Consider the following 17875-nt stretch of genomic DNA (forward strand, 5'->3'; position numbering starts at 1 on the left):
GAAGTATCCCTGCTTCCTTTTCACAACCATTATCTCGTCTTCCTGTCTATTCTCAATTTCAAAAGTATATCCTGCCCCGCGTTCAAAACATCGGTTATCTTCAAATCTATCGCATCAGCCATTCGGGAAAATCCCTCTCCTTCAACCGCTGTTTTGGCATTCATTCCTCCTATTATTTTCGGAGCAATAAAAGCATAAATCTCGTCGACAAGTCCCTTATTCAAAAAAGAAAAATTCAAAGAACCGCCTCCTTCCAACAAGACAGAATCAATTCCTGATTTTCCCAGTTTTCTACATAAATCTTCTACCCGTACCAATCCCTCTTCTTCATTACATAACAAGGTCTCTACTCCGTGCTCCCTTAACTGCTGTAATTGCTCTTCCGCTGCAAAACGAGTATGAGCAACGATAGTCCGATAAACCGTTGCCGTCTGCACAATCCGGCTATTCAACGGGAGACGGGCATTACTATCCACAATAATCCGGATCGGTTGCCGTACCTCCCGATCAACGATTCGGCAATTCAACAGGGGATCATCCGCCAAAACCGTACCGATACCTACCATAACGGCCATCAGGCGAGCCCGTATCTCTTGCACTTTCGCCCGAGATTCTTCCCCAGTAATCCACTTTGAATCTCCCGTATAGGCAGCAATCTTCCCGTCCAAAGTTGACGCTGTTTTTAAAGCGACCCAAGGCATTCCTGTTTCAATATATTTCAAAAATATTTTATTCTGCTCCCGGATACGCTCTTCTTCCACACCACAAATCACCTCTATACCAGCTTCTCGAAGAAGAGTCATTCCTTTTCCCGCAACCAGAGGATTGGGATCGGCAATCCCTACGACCACTTTGGCGATCTTATGCTCTATGATCGCTTCCGTACAAGGAGGAGTTTTTCCGTAATGACAACAAGGTTCAAGTGTTACATACATCGTAGCTCCTGCCGTATCTTCTTTAGCAGTAAGTAACGCATTACGTTCGGCATGCCATTGTCCATAACGCTCGTGCCAACCTTCTCCTATCACTTTTCCGTCTTTTACGATGACAGCACCCACCAATGGGTTCGGATTCACAAACCCGCATCCTCGATCTGCAAGCTCGATTGCTCGCCTCATATAAATCAAATCCTCTTTTCCCATCATACAAAAACCCCGAATATATGATATTCGGGGCATACATTATTATTATTATAATTTATTATAATCCTAATCCACATTCCTTCTATCATCCGGACTTTTACCGTCGGTTTTGGAATTACACCAAATCAGTCTCCCGAAGGAGAGTCGCGGACTTTTACCGCCGGTAGGGAGTTACACCCTGCCCCGAAGAAACATTTACTCTGCAAAAATATAGATTATTCCGAAGAATAACAAACTTACAAGAAGTAATTAATGATTTTTTTCTGCAATATCACTAACACGCAAACTATCAATCGTTTTCCCTCTCAATTGTTTATAATATTGCCAACAACTCAAAATCTGTTCGACCTTCACTAATGTCTCCGGCCATACGATAAATTCACTTACACCATAGCGATCGGCAGAATCGTTCCAATCATACGTATATCCCATCTGCGTCCAGGGATAAGGAGGGTTACCCGTATAGGAACGAAGTATATTTTGCTCGAACCATTCCCTGTAATCTTTATCGGCATGTATCGTATAATTCAGAGAAGCAACGGTATCATCGATTTCAGGATCCCGGGAAGGTCGGCGAAGTCCCTCTTTCTTTACCCAAAAGAAAACCAGCATATCGTACGAACAGGTCGGCGGTAATCCTAACAACTGAAGCATTCGCATCCGAACTTCCAAAGAATCTTTTAACGGTTGAACATCCATTTTCTGCCTCAACTCAAAAGGCAATACCACCCAACTGATATGGGATGAAGTTTTAAATTCATCTCCCTCGGGCCAATACCTCAATTCTTTTTTTCCCATCATGGAAACGACCAGCAACATCTGATTCGTATCCAAATCCAGCCATCGGATCTGGGAATTCCCCAGCTCTCTTATAATAGGGATCAAACCATTCCACAGTTTGGTAGAATCAACTTTCCGGGCATCTTCAACTGCTTTCAAATACTCCTTTTCCAACCTCTGCAGATCCGGATATCCGATTTCCCGAATTTGATATTGTTCGTAAGAGATCAACAAACCTATCACTTCCGAATAGTTCTTTACCCCGCTTCGTACTTGGTTTCCTTTTAAAAAAAGATTATATAGATATTCTTGTGCATTTCCTATCCAAGTACTATACCGAGAACGCCAATAAGTATTCACCTCTTTATGCAAAGCAACAATACCGGGATTCAATTGCTTTACCACTTTTTTAAAATCGGATTCCGACAATAAATTTCGGGCATTCTGCATAACATAACCCAATAAAGAGAAATACCCGCTAAAACGTACCAGAGGAGAAGATGAACGTATACAGACCAGATAAGCATACAAATTTGCTTCCGCTTCACTCGCGATACCCAATCGATGAGCCAACTCATGAGCGTAACAGGAGGGATATTGTATAAAAGGTAATTCGGCATTCAGATTGAATTCGGAGAAAAAAGGTCCCGCGTATCCCAGGATCGCCATTTTTGACATCATCCGGCTAAACAACATCGATTTAGGAACCATACTTTCCCGGGGAGAAAGCAAGCCAAAGCAAGTATCTATCTCACGATAACCATTCTTTATCTCTGTCGCTACCTCTTGTAATTCTATCATGGGGTTAAAAAGCGTCACCGAATCTCCTACTGATTCATAGGCCGTATTCAAACCCGTCAAATAGTTTTCCAAAAACTGTTGAAAATTTTCAGGAGTGTAATGCACCCGTTCCATATCCGACCGGGTATAGAAATCCTCTCGAAAATAATTTATCCCCCAAGCCATATAAAACCACACGTATATCCACCCTATACCTTCAAGCAAGCGCACAAGCGTATGTTTTACAAACCTGCGTTTCCATAAGCCATATACCACATAAGCGATACCTCCCAAAATAATCAGAAGTATAAAAAGATCCCCTAAAGAAAACGGGACGCACGAGGAAAAGAAAGAGAAAAAAGTCGAAAGGACAGGATACAAATGAAGAGCATACCACTCTCCCCACGAAGAGTTTTCACGCACTAATCCTATTCCGACAATAAGCAAAACCAAAATGGACCATCTGACAATCCGGGCTTTTTTCACCCTTCTTCCGCCTATTCCTGTCATACCATTTTAAATACGTCGCTGTATTTTTGTCCATGTATCCGTAATCAGAAAGCTCTCTTCCATCTGATCGATCATTTCCATAAACTTGTTCATCGGAATGGCTAACGACAACAAATCGGCATCGATACATTTTCGAGCCGAAGGATCAAACATTCCGATTACGGCCCGTTTACGTCCCTCTATCTGTTCTCGATACGGATGATATACAATGGAGGTACACCCGGCCCCGAAAGGAGCAATGACGGCATCCGACGCCGTACTATCAAAGTTCACCCAAGTGAAAAGTCCCGAAATCACATCCGGTTTACCCATAAAAATAACGACCTCCGGACGATCTTCTTCTTCAAGACGATCCCATCGTTTAAACACCAGAAAATCTCCTTCCCGGGGAAGTGAGGGTAATCCTTTCATGATCGTCTCGACTTGCCCGGGAGTACGCTTATAACGTTCACAATATTCCCCCTCTTCTCCATGAGACAAAAAATAATTAAAACGCTCCTTTATAACTTCCGTGTACCCCAAATAACGTTTTCCTCCGCCACACCCGATAGAAGATTCTGAAAAACAGAGCGATTCTCCCCGGCGAACTTTCAACAATTGAGCAATAATACAAGTGTGTCCTTTTGCCTCCCGTACTACGGGTATCCGGCAATCATCTTTCGAATAATAAAAAGTAATCGGCAACTCCGCTTCATTAAAAAAACGATGCCAAAGGGCTATAAACTGATCTCGCTTAACAATATCCATAGGTTCATTTTTATTCTATTTCCCCGAAAGTTACAGATTATTTCGATTAAACCAATAACCCACCATAAAAAACAATTGGCAATTCAATTGTATCTTAAAAGATCAGATAACTCACAGGGACGGGTATAGTGGGTTATTTTTACAAATTTCAGACTACAAATTGCAAATCAGGAAATTAAAGGATTCCAGGATTGAGTGATGAAGAAATTCAGAGATTGGAGAATATATCATTTACAATAAAAAAGGGCTATTCCGATATTGAACAGCCCTTTTATAGCAATACGCTTCTTTTTACCAAATAGAAGCTCGTTTTTCTACCGGAAGGAACAAAGGATCTCCCTCTTTCACATTAAAGGCTTCATACCAAGCCGAAATATGAGGAAGCGCTCCATTTACTCTCCAACGTCCCAAAGAATGGGGATCAGACTTCGTCTGTAAACGAATTTGTTCGTCGCGAATATTACCCGCCCAAACATTAGCGTAAGACAGAAAGAATCGCTGTGCCGGAGTAAAACCATAAGCATCCGCATCAAGTGGATTGGTTTTCATCGCTTTTTGTAAAGCCGCATAAGCTACCTGCAATCCTCCGTGATCAGCAATATTTTCTCCTAATGTCAATTTTCCGTTCCCTTTCAAATCGGGTAATACTTGAATATTATCGAAATAATCCACTAAAACCTGAGCACGCTCTTCAAAATTCTTTGCATCCTCTTCCGTCCACCAATCTTTCAAATTTCCATCCTTATCGAACTGGCGGCCCTGGTCGTCAAATCCATGCGTCATTTCATGACCGATAACCACACCTATAGCTCCATAATTACAAGCATCGTCTGCATTCATATCAAAGAAAGGATATTGAAGAATTCCGGCAGGGAAGCAAATTTCATTGGTCGTCGGGTTATAATAGGCATTCACAGTTTGAGGTGTCATCTGCCATTCGTCCTTATCGACGGGTTTTCCTGCTTTTGCAAGCATGTAATCGTAATCAAAATTATTGGAACGTACAATATTATCCCAATAGGTATCGTTTTTAATTTCCAAACCGGAGTAATCCCTCCACTTGTCAGGATAGCCGACTTTCACGTATATAGTGGATAATTTTTCCAAAGCCTTCGTTTTCGTCTCATCACTCATCCATGACAAATTTTGAATTCGCTCTCCTAAAGCACTCTGCAAGTTGGATATTAACTTCAACATACGTTCTTTTGCCTCTGCCGGGAAATATTTTTCCACGTACATTTGTCCCACGGCTTCTCCCAACACACCATTGATTGCACTTACCGCACTCTTCCAACGAGGTTGCATCTCTTTTTTGCCGGAAAGCGTTTTCCCGTAAAATTCAAAGTTCTGAGCCACGAAAGCATCGCTTAAATAAGAAGCCGCCGCATCGATTACCTTCCATTCCAAATAAGACTTCAATACATTTATATCCATCTTATTCATCAGATCGGCACTCTCTTTAACTGCTGCCATCTGGGCTACGTTCAACTCTTTCACTTCCTTCAATCCTAAGGTCGAGAAATAAAGATCCCATTGAATACCGGGAACTTCTTTTTTCAAATCAACCAATAACATCTTGTTATAGTTGGCATGCGGATCGCGTAATTCGACCGCACTCTTGGCGCTCTCGGCCAAACGCATTTCCACGGTCATCACGTCGGAAGCCGCCTTATTTGATTCTGCCTCTGAAAAACCGGCCAATTGAAACATCTTGGCCACGTGTTGCCGGTATTTTTCCCGAATCTCTTTCGAGTGGTCGTCGTTATCCAAATAATACTCGCGTTCTCCTAAACTGATACCGCTTTGATACAGGATTATTAAATTCATGGTACTGTTCATATCGTCGGAACTCACGTAGAGTCCGAAGAAGGGATCAAAACCATTCCGACGCATTTCACCGATGACTCCCGACAACTCTTTTCTATCTTTAATAGCCGCAATTTTTCCTAATTCGGCTTCAATTGGTTTCATTCCGTCGGCATTCCTCTTGGTACTATCCATAGCCATATTATATAAATCGCCTATCTTTTGAGCAATACTTCCGGGATCTGATTTCTGTACAGCCAACCCTTCAATCAAACCTTTTATCTGTTGTCTGTTATTTTCTGCCAAAAGATCGAATGAACCGAACCTGGCATATTCATCGGTCAAAGGATGACTTTTCATCCAACCGCCACATGCATATTGATAAAAATCAGCATTAGGCATTGCCGCCGTATCAAGATTGGCAATAACGATGCCTCCTTTTTGCACGGTCTCTTTTTTACTATTGCAACTTGTAATCATTAATGCCAAAGCAATAAAAGATAAATAACATTTTGTTTTCATACTTTATATCAATTCTTTAAAATAACTTCTTTTTTCTGTCGAATTTTATTTGCACAAAGGCCAGCAAAAGTAACATTTTACCTCTTATATAAAACGGAAACAAGAAATATCTTTCTCAAATTAATACAAACTTATCCTCTACTCGTACATTTATGCCCATTCATACCAGGCATCCTGCAATTCACCTATCGTGAAACTTTCAATATCAGGACTTTTAGTCTCCAACCAAGCCTTTATGATATTTTGCAACTCCAAAGTAATACTGCCTTTTTCCCGGGTAATAAATCCGCCACACGCTTCCGCATTCCAACCGCCACCCATCTCCAGGTGATGACTTCGCAACAATTCGATAAACTCCTTCAGAAAAGTTTCTACATTTTCTCCATTCTCTCTAAATTTTATCTCAAACGCAAATCCTAACTCCTGAAACTCTCCTTTATGTAATTTTTTCCGTAATCTCTTTTTCATCTCTTTATTATTGTAATTTAATCCATTCTGATTCGTATATCTTGTAAGCCCATATCACAGTTCCGGCTTTCCGGTTTTAGCAGTTCAAGTTTACAGGTGTGCACCTTTCTTGGTAATAAGGGAACCGGTTTTAATCGAAGCTGATAAATTATTTGAGGCACATCCGGATTGATTCCATACTCCATAGTCTCTCCGCTACGATTATAATATTTCACGACTAATTGATTATCTCCCTTGTTCAAAGGTAACATCACCAACTCTCGCTCTTTAAACTTATCCCCGACCGAAATCTGTTTACGAAGCGTTTTGCCGTTTAATACGACCTGCAATCCTTCCGGATTAGACAATTCGACTAAAATAGACTGAGCAGTATCGCTCTCTATCGAACACAGCAAATAAAGAGATTGCTTCGGAGTCATTGCAATAACATAATGAGTTCCGAAACCAAAACGAGGAATTCTTTTCCAAATCACCCCATTTTCTTCCCGGGTAGGATCAATACGACGATTCTCTCCCATACAAAAACTTCCGAAACGATCATCAGAAACTTTAGTTTGATATACAGACTCCCAACGTACCGAACCCGATTGAACCCGTAAGGGTTCCGTTTCTCCTCCCTGCAAGAGTATCTCTTGCTCTTTATTGTCTATCGTCAACTTTATCGTTTTATACCGATCATTATCCGTATAAACGACAACAGGTTCGGCGTATAATTTGTCAAACAGAAACCCCCATGATCTTCCGACGACACATCTGAAACTGGAATAATAGTCCATACTGGAATAAGCATACACGGAAACGGCATTAGAGGCGACTATATGATCCGAAGGAACAATACGGGCAGGAAGAACCTGAAAAGGTTCCGCAAATGTAATCTCGGCAACGATCATATTCCGGTCAGGATACACCGTCTCGGGGATATAAAGCGTGATGTCATTATCCTGTTGATCCAGTCGCAACGGATCCTCCCGCCCGACAAGAACAGCTCTTATTACCTCCCCCTGAATTCCGGACAAATGAATCAAACGATCGTCCGGCAATTGTTCGATAAACAAATAGAGCCTATTTCCTTTCGTTGTAATATCCCCCCACTCCATGACCTGTTCAAAAGGGTTTGCCCGCGTATTATAAATGGCTCGACCGTATCGATTCAGCCATCTTCCCATCTTCAACAAAGCATCCCGCTCGTATTCTACGATAGAACCATCCCCCCGGGGACCGATATTTAACAAATAATTTCCCCCCCGGCTAACCACCTTTACCAATCCAAGTAACTTTTCATTTACCTTTTGGTCTAAATCTTCTCTCTCTTGCCAGGAACGATATCCCCAGGTTTCCGGAAAAAAGGAAGCGGGAGTTTGCCATGGAACCCCAATTTTATAATCCGGATACTGGTTATCTCCCATTACGCAAAAATCACCTTGATTATTTCCCAAACGTCCGCTAACCATACATTCCGGTTGCAGACGATAGACCAGGTCATATAACTCCTTACTCTGTTCCGGCGTTAAGGAACCCATATCAAACCAAAGCTCCGAAACAGGACCGTAATTGGTCAAAATCTCCTCCACTTGCTTCATATTAAAAGCATGGTGCTCCGGTGAAATCGGGTCTGCATTATGCGAAGATATTTTCGTTCCGGGAAAGTGCCAGTCTATCAATGAAAAATATACACCGAAACTTATCCCGTATTTCCGGCAAGCTTCCGATAGTTCTTTCATTACATCCCGTTTGAAAGGGGTAGCATCAACCACATTGTAGTCCGTATAATTTGAATGGTACATGCAAAAACCGTCATGATGCTTGGAAGTAAAAACGACAGACTTCATTCCGGCCAATCGGGCTAATCGTACAACGGCCTCCGCATCCCATTTCTCAGGATTAAAACGAGCGGCAACAGCTTCGTATTCCTCCGACGGAATAGAAGCAAAAGATTGAATTTGTTCACTATACCCGGTAAGCACCGGCTGATCTTTCCATACTCCTCCTAATTCCGAATATAATCCCCAGTGAATAAACATGGAAAATTTTTGATCTACCCACTCAGGATCCGGCTTCACTTGTGCATGAACAACCTGAAAACCAAACAATAACAGCAAAATACATTTATACATAGCATCTACATACTTACAAATTTTGAAGTTATAAATATAGACGTTATAAATCGATTGTACAAATTATTTTTATTTCCGCTTTTTCGAATAAATTAATTCAAAAAAAGCGGAACACTTATAGAGTGTTCCGCTTTAACCGACTTATTTAAAACAAACTATTTTTTCAACATGTTTAATTTCAACAATACAGCTTCATAATGAGCCCTATCGACTGCATTAGCTTGTGGCATTCTGGATTGAATCAACTGTCTGATATTCTTTATCATTGTTGCATAATATCCCATCGATTCATCAATATCATCTATTTTCAATCTCCGTTGCAGGTTATAACCGTAACCGAACTGATCCAGTCCCAAACGATAAGCAACCACCCCTCTGCCGTGAACCTCTTCGATCTCCCTTAATTTATCCTTATAAAGGGTTACCCATCCACTCTGGTCCAAGCCATAAGCACAAATCTCATCGACGGAAGGAGCAAAAGAGTATTTATTCAACGACATATTATCATTCGTCAATCCCATATTATTATACATCTTCATTACGATCAGTTTCACGTTCTCGACAAGGGTTCGTTGCAATACCCGATCTCCTTCGGTCAAGTTACGCCCTTTAATCGTATTTTCAAAAACTCCGTTATAAAGATCGTTGTAATACTCTCCCATAGAATAAGGATCATCCGATAAATGAGCTGACAAGGTCACGTTGTCTCTGGCCGCCAAAAGAGCTCTTACAATCAAATTACGCATTTTAGCAGAAGGATTCACCATCAAACCGAACTTAGCGGTAATCTCCCGGTTATCAATCCATCCGCACTCTTTGAGGTTTTTAAGAATCCAAGCCATCGAAGCTTTTTGTACCTTTTTCGGAACAGATTGATAAACCTGTCCGGCAGTCCCCTCTTTGACTTGTGTCAGATAGATTCCGCCCACATTATAAACGGCATTTAAAATGTAACGATAATATTGTGCAGCAATAGCACTATACAGATCAAAACGATGAGAAGCATCAGGATCGTTTCCGATCCACTGATCCAAATGCCCGAGAATATATTTCAAATTCTTTATCCCATATTCTCCCGCTTTTACCGGGTCATCCCCCAAATCTTCCTCTAATGCACTCGGATCGTAACGGCTATATATCTGTTGAACGCCGTAACGATACCTCGGATCTCCAGCCTTTTCGTCTACCCACTTTTCCAGAATAACGGCTTCCTCTTTTACGGATTTATTTCCGGGGATCGATGAATACAACCATTTTATCGCAAATTCATCATAGGCTCCGAGGTCGGGAGGAGTCAACTTCACACCCTTGTCTCCCGGTTGTGCAACATAATTAAAACGGGCATAATCCATGATAGAAGGAGTCGTTCCATATTTTTGTGTAAAACTGGCAGAACGTAAAGAATCTACCGGATACGCATGGGATGCAGCCATGTTATGCATTAACCCCAACGTATGTCCCACCTCGTGCGCCACCACGTAAGCGATGGATTCTTTCACGATATCATCCGGCATTTTCTTGTTTCGGACCGAGGGATCTACCTGGGAAGTCTGAACGAAACGCCAATTATTAATCAATTTAACAATATCCCCCCAAACGATCACAGTAGCATTGATAATCTCACCCGTAACCGGATCTACCCAGGAAGGTCCCATCGCGTTACCGACACGATCGGGTACATAACGGATACAGGAATATTTCAGGTTATCCGGATCAAAATTCGGATCATCTTTCGGGAAATCCCGTATTTGGATGGTATTCTTAAAACCGATCTTCTCAAATGCTTTGTTCCACCTCAAAACACCTTCACGAATAGGATCTTTCCATAATTCAGGAAAAACATCATCCAGATAGAATACGATCGGTTTAACGGGCTCCACCAATTCTCCACGCTCGAATGCCGCCTGATCACGGGGCTCGAGACGCCAACGATTCACCAAAGTATAAAGCTGTATTTTATCCTCTTTCGTGGATAACAACTGCTTCCCGGTCAAAAATACTCCAATCCGGGAATCGGATATCCTCGGCTTCATTTTCTCCTCCGGTAGTAATAACACCGTTCGAGTGACTTTCGTGGAAACGTCTCCTCCTTGCAAAGTGAAAAACATAAAACTCAAGGTATAGGAGTAGGTCAGGTTTGTCTCTATCGTCACATTATCCTCGAACGACTTCACTTTCCCGAGTGAAGAGAGATCCGATTTTAAATTAGCATTGACCTGAAACATACCGGCAACCTCGCTCATCGGAGACAAACGTTTTTCATCGCCCATAAATAAATTGGTGATTTCAAAAACGACAGCCGTACTATCCGAATTATATGCTTCTACCTTATATTTTTTATAATAAGGAGCCATATAATTTTGTTCCATGGCCCGTTTCATGGCTTCATCCTCCTCATCACAAGTCACAAGAGCATTTATCTTTCGCAGATAAACCAGACTATCAAGCATATCAAATTTCACATGCAAAGGCTGCCGCGGCTTATATCCTACCGTACATACATTCGGAGAACTGGTCTCGGAAACCGTCGAAGCGATCAGCATATCCCGTCCCAAATATTTAGTAGGAAGCTCAAAATAAATTTTATTCTCTACTTTATGTACCGTAATAAATCCTCCCGATGCGACCTCATGTTGTTTATTTTTAAACAATCTTTCGTATTTCGTTAAAGGCTTTTCCGGGGCCTTCTGTTCTGTTTTTACCTTCTTTTTCTTTTTTTTCCACGCGTAGGCAGGCTCTACCACGGGTACAACAAACAATAGTGCTACAAACAATACAATCCACTTTTTCATACATTTTTCTCATTACATATTAAACATCTTTTTATTATTTTCTGGTATCGGCTAAAACTTGAGCTACCACTTGCTTCATTACCTCATATTTTTGAAGAATCAAGGCTGAAGATTCATATTGCTCTTTAAATGCCTCATCTTTCCCAACCAACACTTCTGTGATATACTCCACCATATCCCGTTCCCGCCCCGGAGCCGTGTAGACAAAAGAAGAGAAAAGAAAATCCGGATCGGGGTTTAAGAAACCATAATCCTTATAAGCTTTATAAGGCACGCTCCCTCCGTATCTCGTGATTGTCTGACCATACAGACTAATCGTCACCCCGTTGCTTACAATTTCAGACACACTATAAAAAGGTTGCAATTCTTTGTTATAATTAGCCTGAATATAAGGAGTCATAGCTGTCGCTCTTACCTCCGCAGCGAAGCGATTCAATTCATCTTCCGTCATATCCTTTAGTTCCGACAACCGACCGATAACCGTAGCCGTCATTCCCCGGTATACACCCTCTTCATGTTCATTGAAACTGGATAAAATCAACTCATCTACCAATAAATAACATTGAGGTCGTATCCCTTTATACAAATAAGGAAATACTCTATCTTTCAAGAAATTTACGCCATCCGTCAGCTCTTCCTCTTTATTCGATAAGGTATAACTCACGTAATCCCGATGACTCTCGATAGTGTAATTCAAATCCAATATCTCATAATAGATCACGGGTTCTCCGTAGCCGTCCAATCCTCGGTCTTGCGATCCGATAGTATCATTATAGAAAATAGGAATTCCTGTCTTGTCATATACTTCAAATATCAAATGCTTCAGATCATTTGTCGGGTCATCCTGTATAGCGTACCAATTAACATCCTCATAAGAAGGTTTCAAATTTTTGTCTTCTTTGTCACATCCAGCAAACAGAAGACTTACCATTCCGAGTATTAAATAAAATATATTTTTCATGGGAATCATTTTTATTTTTTTATCAATGTCCGCACGGGACGATCATTATTTACAAGACCGAGACCGTTATAAATCAACTCATAAGAGGGTATAGGCAACACCCAACCACCATCTTCCGGAAAGGCCGCTAAATCATAGTACCCGTCGTTTAAAATCTGATAGTTGGAAGACGAATAAATATAATGCTGGTGTCTGATCTGAGTTTTCAATGCATATTTCGAAGTCACGGCATAACGTCTTAAATCAAACCAGCGATGCCCTTCCATACATAATTCCAATCGACGTTCATTTCGAATAAAATCGACTAATCCTTTTCCTTGTCTGTCAAAGGTAGGCTCACTTCCCGGCACAAATCTTTTCTCCAAATAGGATTGTAACAAATCAGCAGCTTCTGTCTCCTTTCCGGACATCGCCAGTGCCTCTACCTTATTCAAATACACCTCCGCCAATCGAATCAGGAAACAATCGGAAATTCCACCGTCTTTCCATTGTTTTAGCTTGCGAATCAAAAAAGCACCGGAATAAGTACCCATGACATTGTTTATATACCGTAAATCATGCTCTTTATCATAAAAGGCATTCAACAAATCAGCGGAACATTTGTAAGCGGCATCATCTCTCATAATATGATCAAGGCGGTATTCTCCCTGTGAAAAGATGGTTTCGGGTGAATCGGCGAACAAGGTGCTCTCGCCGTTCCCTATTTGATTATAATCCAGCAAACCGTACCCGGCATTCATTACGGTATCGCTCTCCGCAATAGCATTTTCCCAATCTCCCATGTAGAGGTATACACGACTCAATAAGGCATGTGCGGCAGCTTCGCTTGCCTTATAAACAGAAGTCATATTCACCTGTTTCAAATGTTTGATCGCCTCCTTCAAATCAGTAATAAGTAGTTGATACACCTCCTCAAGTGAAGCCCTCGTAAATAATTTATCTTCCACCTCATCACTTAACTTCAAGGGTACTCCAGGAACATTCTCTGCCGTCTCTTTCACGTAAGGCTGGGCATATAAATTGGTCAGTAGAAAATAATAACCGGCCCTTAAGAAATGAGCCTGTCCTTTCACCCGACTATACCCTTCGGTGTCTCCTTCGAACTCTTTCACCTTGTTCAGTATCACATTTAAAGCCGCAATATGTTCATACAACCGACTCCATACCCTATCATCCTCCGGTGCTCCATATTCATTCTGAAAAGGTCTTTCCAACCAGCAATAGAAAGAGGTAAATTGAGGTCTCTCACCATATTGCATCTGCATTTCCACATCGTCGTCCATCACGTGAATCCATCCCGGGATAGCCATATCTCCGAACTCATCGACGGACTGTCTGGTTTGCATATATGCCTCACCGACAAGCAACTCATCTAAATCCGATATACTATTAACATAGATTAAATCCTTTGGATATTCTGAAAGAAAATCTCCGCAAGAAACTAAAAATATCCAAGTTGAAATTATCGTTAAATACACTATTTTCTTCATAATCACATCTCTTAAAATGAAACATTCAGATTCAAAGAATACGTCGGACAAAGAGACATATTAATGGATGGAGCGGTTCCCGATTGGGTTGCCGGATCTTGTCCCTTCAAATTTTTATTACAAACCGTAAAAAGATTCGTACAATAAAAACCGATATAAGCCGATTTCAAATAAAGTTTCTCACAGAACTTGGCGGGTACGTTATAACGTAGCGACAAAGATTGCATTTTCAGGTAGTTGCCACTAACGACCCGTATATCCGAATCATCATACATCTGCCAGATATTCTTAGCAAAATTATAGGGTTTATTCGAGTACCAGGCAGAGTTTTGCAAAGTAGCCTTAAACTCCTGATCGGATAATATACCCGGAATATTAGTGGTTAATTCATCCCCCGGACGTCTCCAGCGACGATTATATTCTTTACGAACATTCTCCGTGGGCTGAGGCGCCAACGTCCCGTATCCATAAGCAATATTAGAGTACAATTTTAACAAACGGACTTTAGAGCCCAAGCTGTAAGTCATATTACAGGACAATGTAAAATTCCGGTAAGTAAAGGTATTTACAATTCCACCCTGTATCACGGGTACCCGCGTTCCGGAATGTTCCATTACAGTTGTAAATACATCTTCTTTTTCCATGTCATCATACTTCTTCTCGATGTTCACTATTTCTCCGTTGATTTCTTCCGTTTGGTTCACATTATGGAAAGTCGGACGACCGTCTTTAGAGTCCAATCCCGCAAAACGATAAGAATAGAACGTATTCAACGGGCGTCCCACGATCTGAGCCGTTCCATTCAGATAATCACGATAGGTTACTATATCCAATAAAGCATTATCCTTCACTTTACGGTTATTAATCAATTGATTCAACACCTGTCCCAACTGAGGATCGATATTCCAGCGGAAACCTTTTGAATTTCCCATTCCCATCGTATTCACGGGGACAAAATTGAATGAAAGCTCAATACCTTTATTCTCCAATGTTCCTTGGTTAACTACATAATTATCCCGACCATTAATACGGGAAATCGTTTTTTGTAAAAAAGCATCTTTTGTCCTCTTGTAGAAGTAAGAAACATTACCCTGAATCTTGTTATTCAACAACGCAAAGTCTAACGTCACATTAAAAGAAGAGGTTTTCTCCCAACGCAAATCCGGATTAGGGTAACGATAAATCGTGGAACCGAATTCATTCACGGTAGGAATCATTCCCCCTTTCTGGATAATCAACTCGGAACTTTCCGTATCCAACATATTACCCTGGTATCCAAATGATCCACGAAGAGACAAGGAGTTAATCCAATTAACGGAGCTCAATATATCCTCTTTTACATTCCATCTTCCGGAGAAAGACCAAATAGGAGCCAACTTATCGTTACTTTTGGTTCCGAATTTATTGGAAGCATCCACCCGTACATTTGCCGTGAACATATATAAATCTTTGTAATCGTAGGCCAAGGAAGCGTATCCAGAAACAATATTTGTTTTCTGATCGCTCCTTATACCCCTGGCTTTAGGTGTCTGAGACCAAATTTTATAACGAGGGTAAGTATCCAAATCTATTTCTGCCATCTGGAAGCCCCGGTCACGCAAATAACCACGGAAAATCTGTTCTCTTCCCGTGTAACGGCTTGAAGAAACCTCTCCTCCTAAAGCAACGGTTAAACCGTGGTATTCTTCTTTATCCATATATTGATGGTAATCAATTTGAGCACGCACTAAATAAGTCTCATTATCGGTATCCTTCTCTTGAAGCTCACCGCCAACAGGCAATTCATTATCTTCATCTCTTGTTCCCCTCAAACAAGCAGCATAATAGGTATTCTCGCTAAAATAGGTATCTTGTTCCGTACTACTTGTACCATACGAAAGAGTTAATCCTATCTTCAGGGGATCGATTATACGATAATCTATTCCGGCAAGAAAATTAATCGTATGAGAATTAATATCCTGAGAACTATTGTTTCTTTCATTAATAATATTAAAAGGCAGCCCTTCTATTGAAGAAACGTCTCCCAAACGAGAATAATACCACAATTTGCCCTCGTTGTCATAAATCGGAACCGCCCGGCTGGTTTTATAAGCATAATCCATCACTCCCGTTTCGGAGGGAGTATACTTCTTATCCGCCACATTACCGTTCATCCCGAACCGAACAGTGAAACGATTTAGGCTTGCATTCAGATTTAGCGTTGCGGAATAATTTTTATTTTGCTCTCCTTTGATCGTTCCTCTACTGTCGTTAAAACCGACAGAAGCGTAATACCTCAAGGTCGAGGAACCTCCTGACATACTCAATGTATGCTTATGAGAATAAGAATCCTGTAATAATATATCGAACCAATCGGTATTCATTGTCTCCAATTCGCTCACCCGACGTTGAAATTCATCGAATTCAATCTTATCCTCGTTCCAATCCTTCAAAGCTCCTTCATATCCTACCCAGGAATCAACCTGCGGATATTCCAATCTCTTTTCATACATTTCCCTCGAAAAAGCAATACGTTCCCTCGAATTCATCATATTTACACTTTGGTCCGAATAACGCGGACGACGCATAAAAGTTCCCGACAAAGAGTAGGTAATCGTCGGAGGACCCGGTTTTCCTTTTTTAGTCGTAATCACAATTACCCCGTTCGCGGCTCTTACACCGTAAATAGCCGTTGCAGAAGCATCTTTTAACACGTCAATCCGTTCTATATCTTCCGGGTTCAACCCGGAAATCGCATTTCCCAACAGGTTTACAAAATCCAAATCATTCAGTTGAGAAGGATCTATATTCACGGGATCCTGTTGAACAATACCATCAACAACCCACAGAGGCTCTTGGTTTCCCAATATGGTAGAGGTTCCTCTGATTCTCAAACGCGGTGTTGCACCGACCTGCCCTGAATTTTGCATGAAAATCATTCCGGGAACATGTCCTTCCAGCATCTGATCTATCGTATTCAAACCGGGAAGCAGAATATCTTTAGCCTCAATAGAAGTCACGGCACTCGTCAATTTGCGTTTATCAATATTCTGATACCCCGTACTGACAATGGTCACTTCTTCCAAGGAAGCCATAGATTCTTTTAACACCACATCAATCGTATCTTTCCCCGCGTACTCTATTTCCCGAGTTTCCATTCCGATAAAAGAAAATTGTAAGATAACGTGTTCCAATTCAGGGATGGTAATTTTGTATTTTCCATCTTTATCGGTTGAAGTTCCCCAATGGGTACTTTTTATCCTGACGGTAACCCCCGGCAAAGGCTTTCCATCTATATCTTTAACCTTTCCCCGGATAAGTAACTCCCTCACTTTACGAACCGAATCCTGAACATTTAGGTTATCGGACTTCCGAATAATAATCAGGTTATTTTCAATCGAGTAAGTCAGGTCTGTCCCTGATAAGCATTCTTTTAAAACCTCATCGATACTTACCGATTTAAAATTCTTATTCAGCTTTCGTATTTTTGCCACTTCACTATCCTTATAAAGGAAATAATAATCGCTACTTCGACGAATCTCATTCATCAGATCCTCAAACGTGGCATTTTTCAACTCAAAACTAAAAACAACATGTTGTGAATAGACGGCTGCAGAAAGATGCATCACCGTACAAAAAAGGAATAGTGTTAGTAACCTCATGGTTAATAAGATCTTTCCAATCCCCAAAAAGTGGAGATTACATTGTCGATTTTTTTTCATACATTTGTACAATTACATTAAACATTGTCCGAGCGGTTGCACCCGTTCGGCTTTACCAGATA

General features: G+C 41.1%; 10 protein-coding genes and 1 riboswitch. All 10 genes read right to left on the reverse strand.

Translation table 11 applies throughout. From position 1 onward, the window contains the following. Positions 1 to 29: 29 nt before the first annotated feature. Positions 30 to 1145, reverse strand: a complete 1116-nt coding sequence (gene ribD / locus QZR76_RS08700; RefSeq protein WP_294142278.1) for a bifunctional diaminohydroxyphosphoribosylaminopyrimidine deaminase/5-amino-6-(5-phosphoribosylamino)uracil reductase RibD — start codon at positions 1143 to 1145, stop codon at positions 30 to 32. A gap of 70 nt (positions 1146 to 1215) precedes the next feature. Further along, positions 1216 to 1337, reverse strand: a riboswitch (FMN riboswitch). Between the two features lie 54 nt (positions 1338 to 1391). Next, positions 1392 to 3212, reverse strand: coding sequence for a DUF3810 domain-containing protein (locus tag QZR76_RS08705; RefSeq protein WP_294142280.1), 1821 nt, complete (start codon positions 3210 to 3212; stop codon positions 1392 to 1394). 6 nt (positions 3213 to 3218) lie between these two features. Further along, the gene (locus QZR76_RS08710; RefSeq protein ID WP_294142282.1) at positions 3219 to 3959 is read right to left on the reverse strand and encodes a DUF169 domain-containing protein; all 741 of its coding nucleotides are present in this window, start codon (positions 3957 to 3959) and stop codon (positions 3219 to 3221) included. 291 nt (positions 3960 to 4250) lie between these two features. Further along, entirely contained in the window at positions 4251 to 6287 is a 2037-nt protein-coding gene (locus QZR76_RS08715; protein ID WP_294142284.1) for a M13 family metallopeptidase, read from the reverse strand. A gap of 150 nt (positions 6288 to 6437) precedes the next feature. Beyond that, positions 6438 to 6755, reverse strand: coding sequence for a 50S ribosome-binding protein YggL (locus tag QZR76_RS08720; protein ID WP_294142286.1), 318 nt, complete (start codon positions 6753 to 6755; stop codon positions 6438 to 6440). A 17-nt stretch (positions 6756 to 6772) separates the two neighbouring features. Further along, positions 6773 to 8869, reverse strand: coding sequence for an alpha-L-fucosidase (locus QZR76_RS08725; protein WP_294142288.1), 2097 nt, complete (start codon positions 8867 to 8869; stop codon positions 6773 to 6775). 155 nt (positions 8870 to 9024) lie between these two features. Beyond that, complete coding sequence (locus tag QZR76_RS08730) at positions 9025 to 11661, reverse strand: zinc-dependent metalloprotease (RefSeq protein ID WP_294142289.1); 2637 nt, start codon at positions 11659 to 11661, stop codon at positions 9025 to 9027. Between the two features lie 34 nt (positions 11662 to 11695). Next, complete coding sequence (locus tag QZR76_RS08735; RefSeq protein ID WP_294142291.1) at positions 11696 to 12622, reverse strand: hypothetical protein; 927 nt, start codon at positions 12620 to 12622, stop codon at positions 11696 to 11698. Positions 12623 to 12633: 11 nt separating this feature from the next. Next, positions 12634 to 14112, reverse strand: a complete 1479-nt coding sequence (locus QZR76_RS08740; RefSeq protein ID WP_294142293.1) for a RagB/SusD family nutrient uptake outer membrane protein — start codon at positions 14110 to 14112, stop codon at positions 12634 to 12636. A gap of 11 nt (positions 14113 to 14123) precedes the next feature. Beyond that, the gene (locus QZR76_RS08745) at positions 14124 to 17813 is read right to left on the reverse strand and encodes a SusC/RagA family TonB-linked outer membrane protein (protein WP_294142295.1); all 3690 of its coding nucleotides are present in this window, start codon (positions 17811 to 17813) and stop codon (positions 14124 to 14126) included. Positions 17814 to 17875 lie beyond the last annotated feature (62 nt).

Origin of the sequence: uncultured Sanguibacteroides sp. (assembly GCF_900543425.1) — a bacterium.
Lineage (GTDB): Bacteria > Bacteroidota > Bacteroidia > Bacteroidales > Marinifilaceae > Gabonibacter.

Coding starts and splice junctions, on each gene's coding strand:
- ribD (WP_294142278.1), bottom strand. CDS start 1,145: ATGATGGGAAAAGAGGATTTGATTTATATGAGGCGAGCAATCGAGCTT.
- QZR76_RS08705 (WP_294142280.1), bottom strand. CDS start 3,212: ATGACAGGAATAGGCGGAAGAAGGGTGAAAAAAGCCCGGATTGTCAGA.
- QZR76_RS08710 (WP_294142282.1), bottom strand. CDS start 3,959: ATGGATATTGTTAAGCGAGATCAGTTTATAGCCCTTTGGCATCGTTTT.
- QZR76_RS08715 (WP_294142284.1), bottom strand. CDS start 6,287: ATGAAAACAAAATGTTATTTATCTTTTATTGCTTTGGCATTAATGATT.
- QZR76_RS08720 (WP_294142286.1), bottom strand. CDS start 6,755: ATGAAAAAGAGATTACGGAAAAAATTACATAAAGGAGAGTTTCAGGAG.
- QZR76_RS08725 (WP_294142288.1), bottom strand. CDS start 8,869: ATGTATAAATGTATTTTGCTGTTATTGTTTGGTTTTCAGGTTGTTCAT.
- QZR76_RS08730 (WP_294142289.1), bottom strand. CDS start 11,661: ATGAAAAAGTGGATTGTATTGTTTGTAGCACTATTGTTTGTTGTACCC.
- QZR76_RS08735 (WP_294142291.1), bottom strand. CDS start 12,622: ATGAAAAATATATTTTATTTAATACTCGGAATGGTAAGTCTTCTGTTT.
- QZR76_RS08740 (WP_294142293.1), bottom strand. CDS start 14,112: ATGAAGAAAATAGTGTATTTAACGATAATTTCAACTTGGATATTTTTA.
- QZR76_RS08745 (WP_294142295.1), bottom strand. CDS start 17,813: ATGAAAAAAAATCGACAATGTAATCTCCACTTTTTGGGGATTGGAAAG.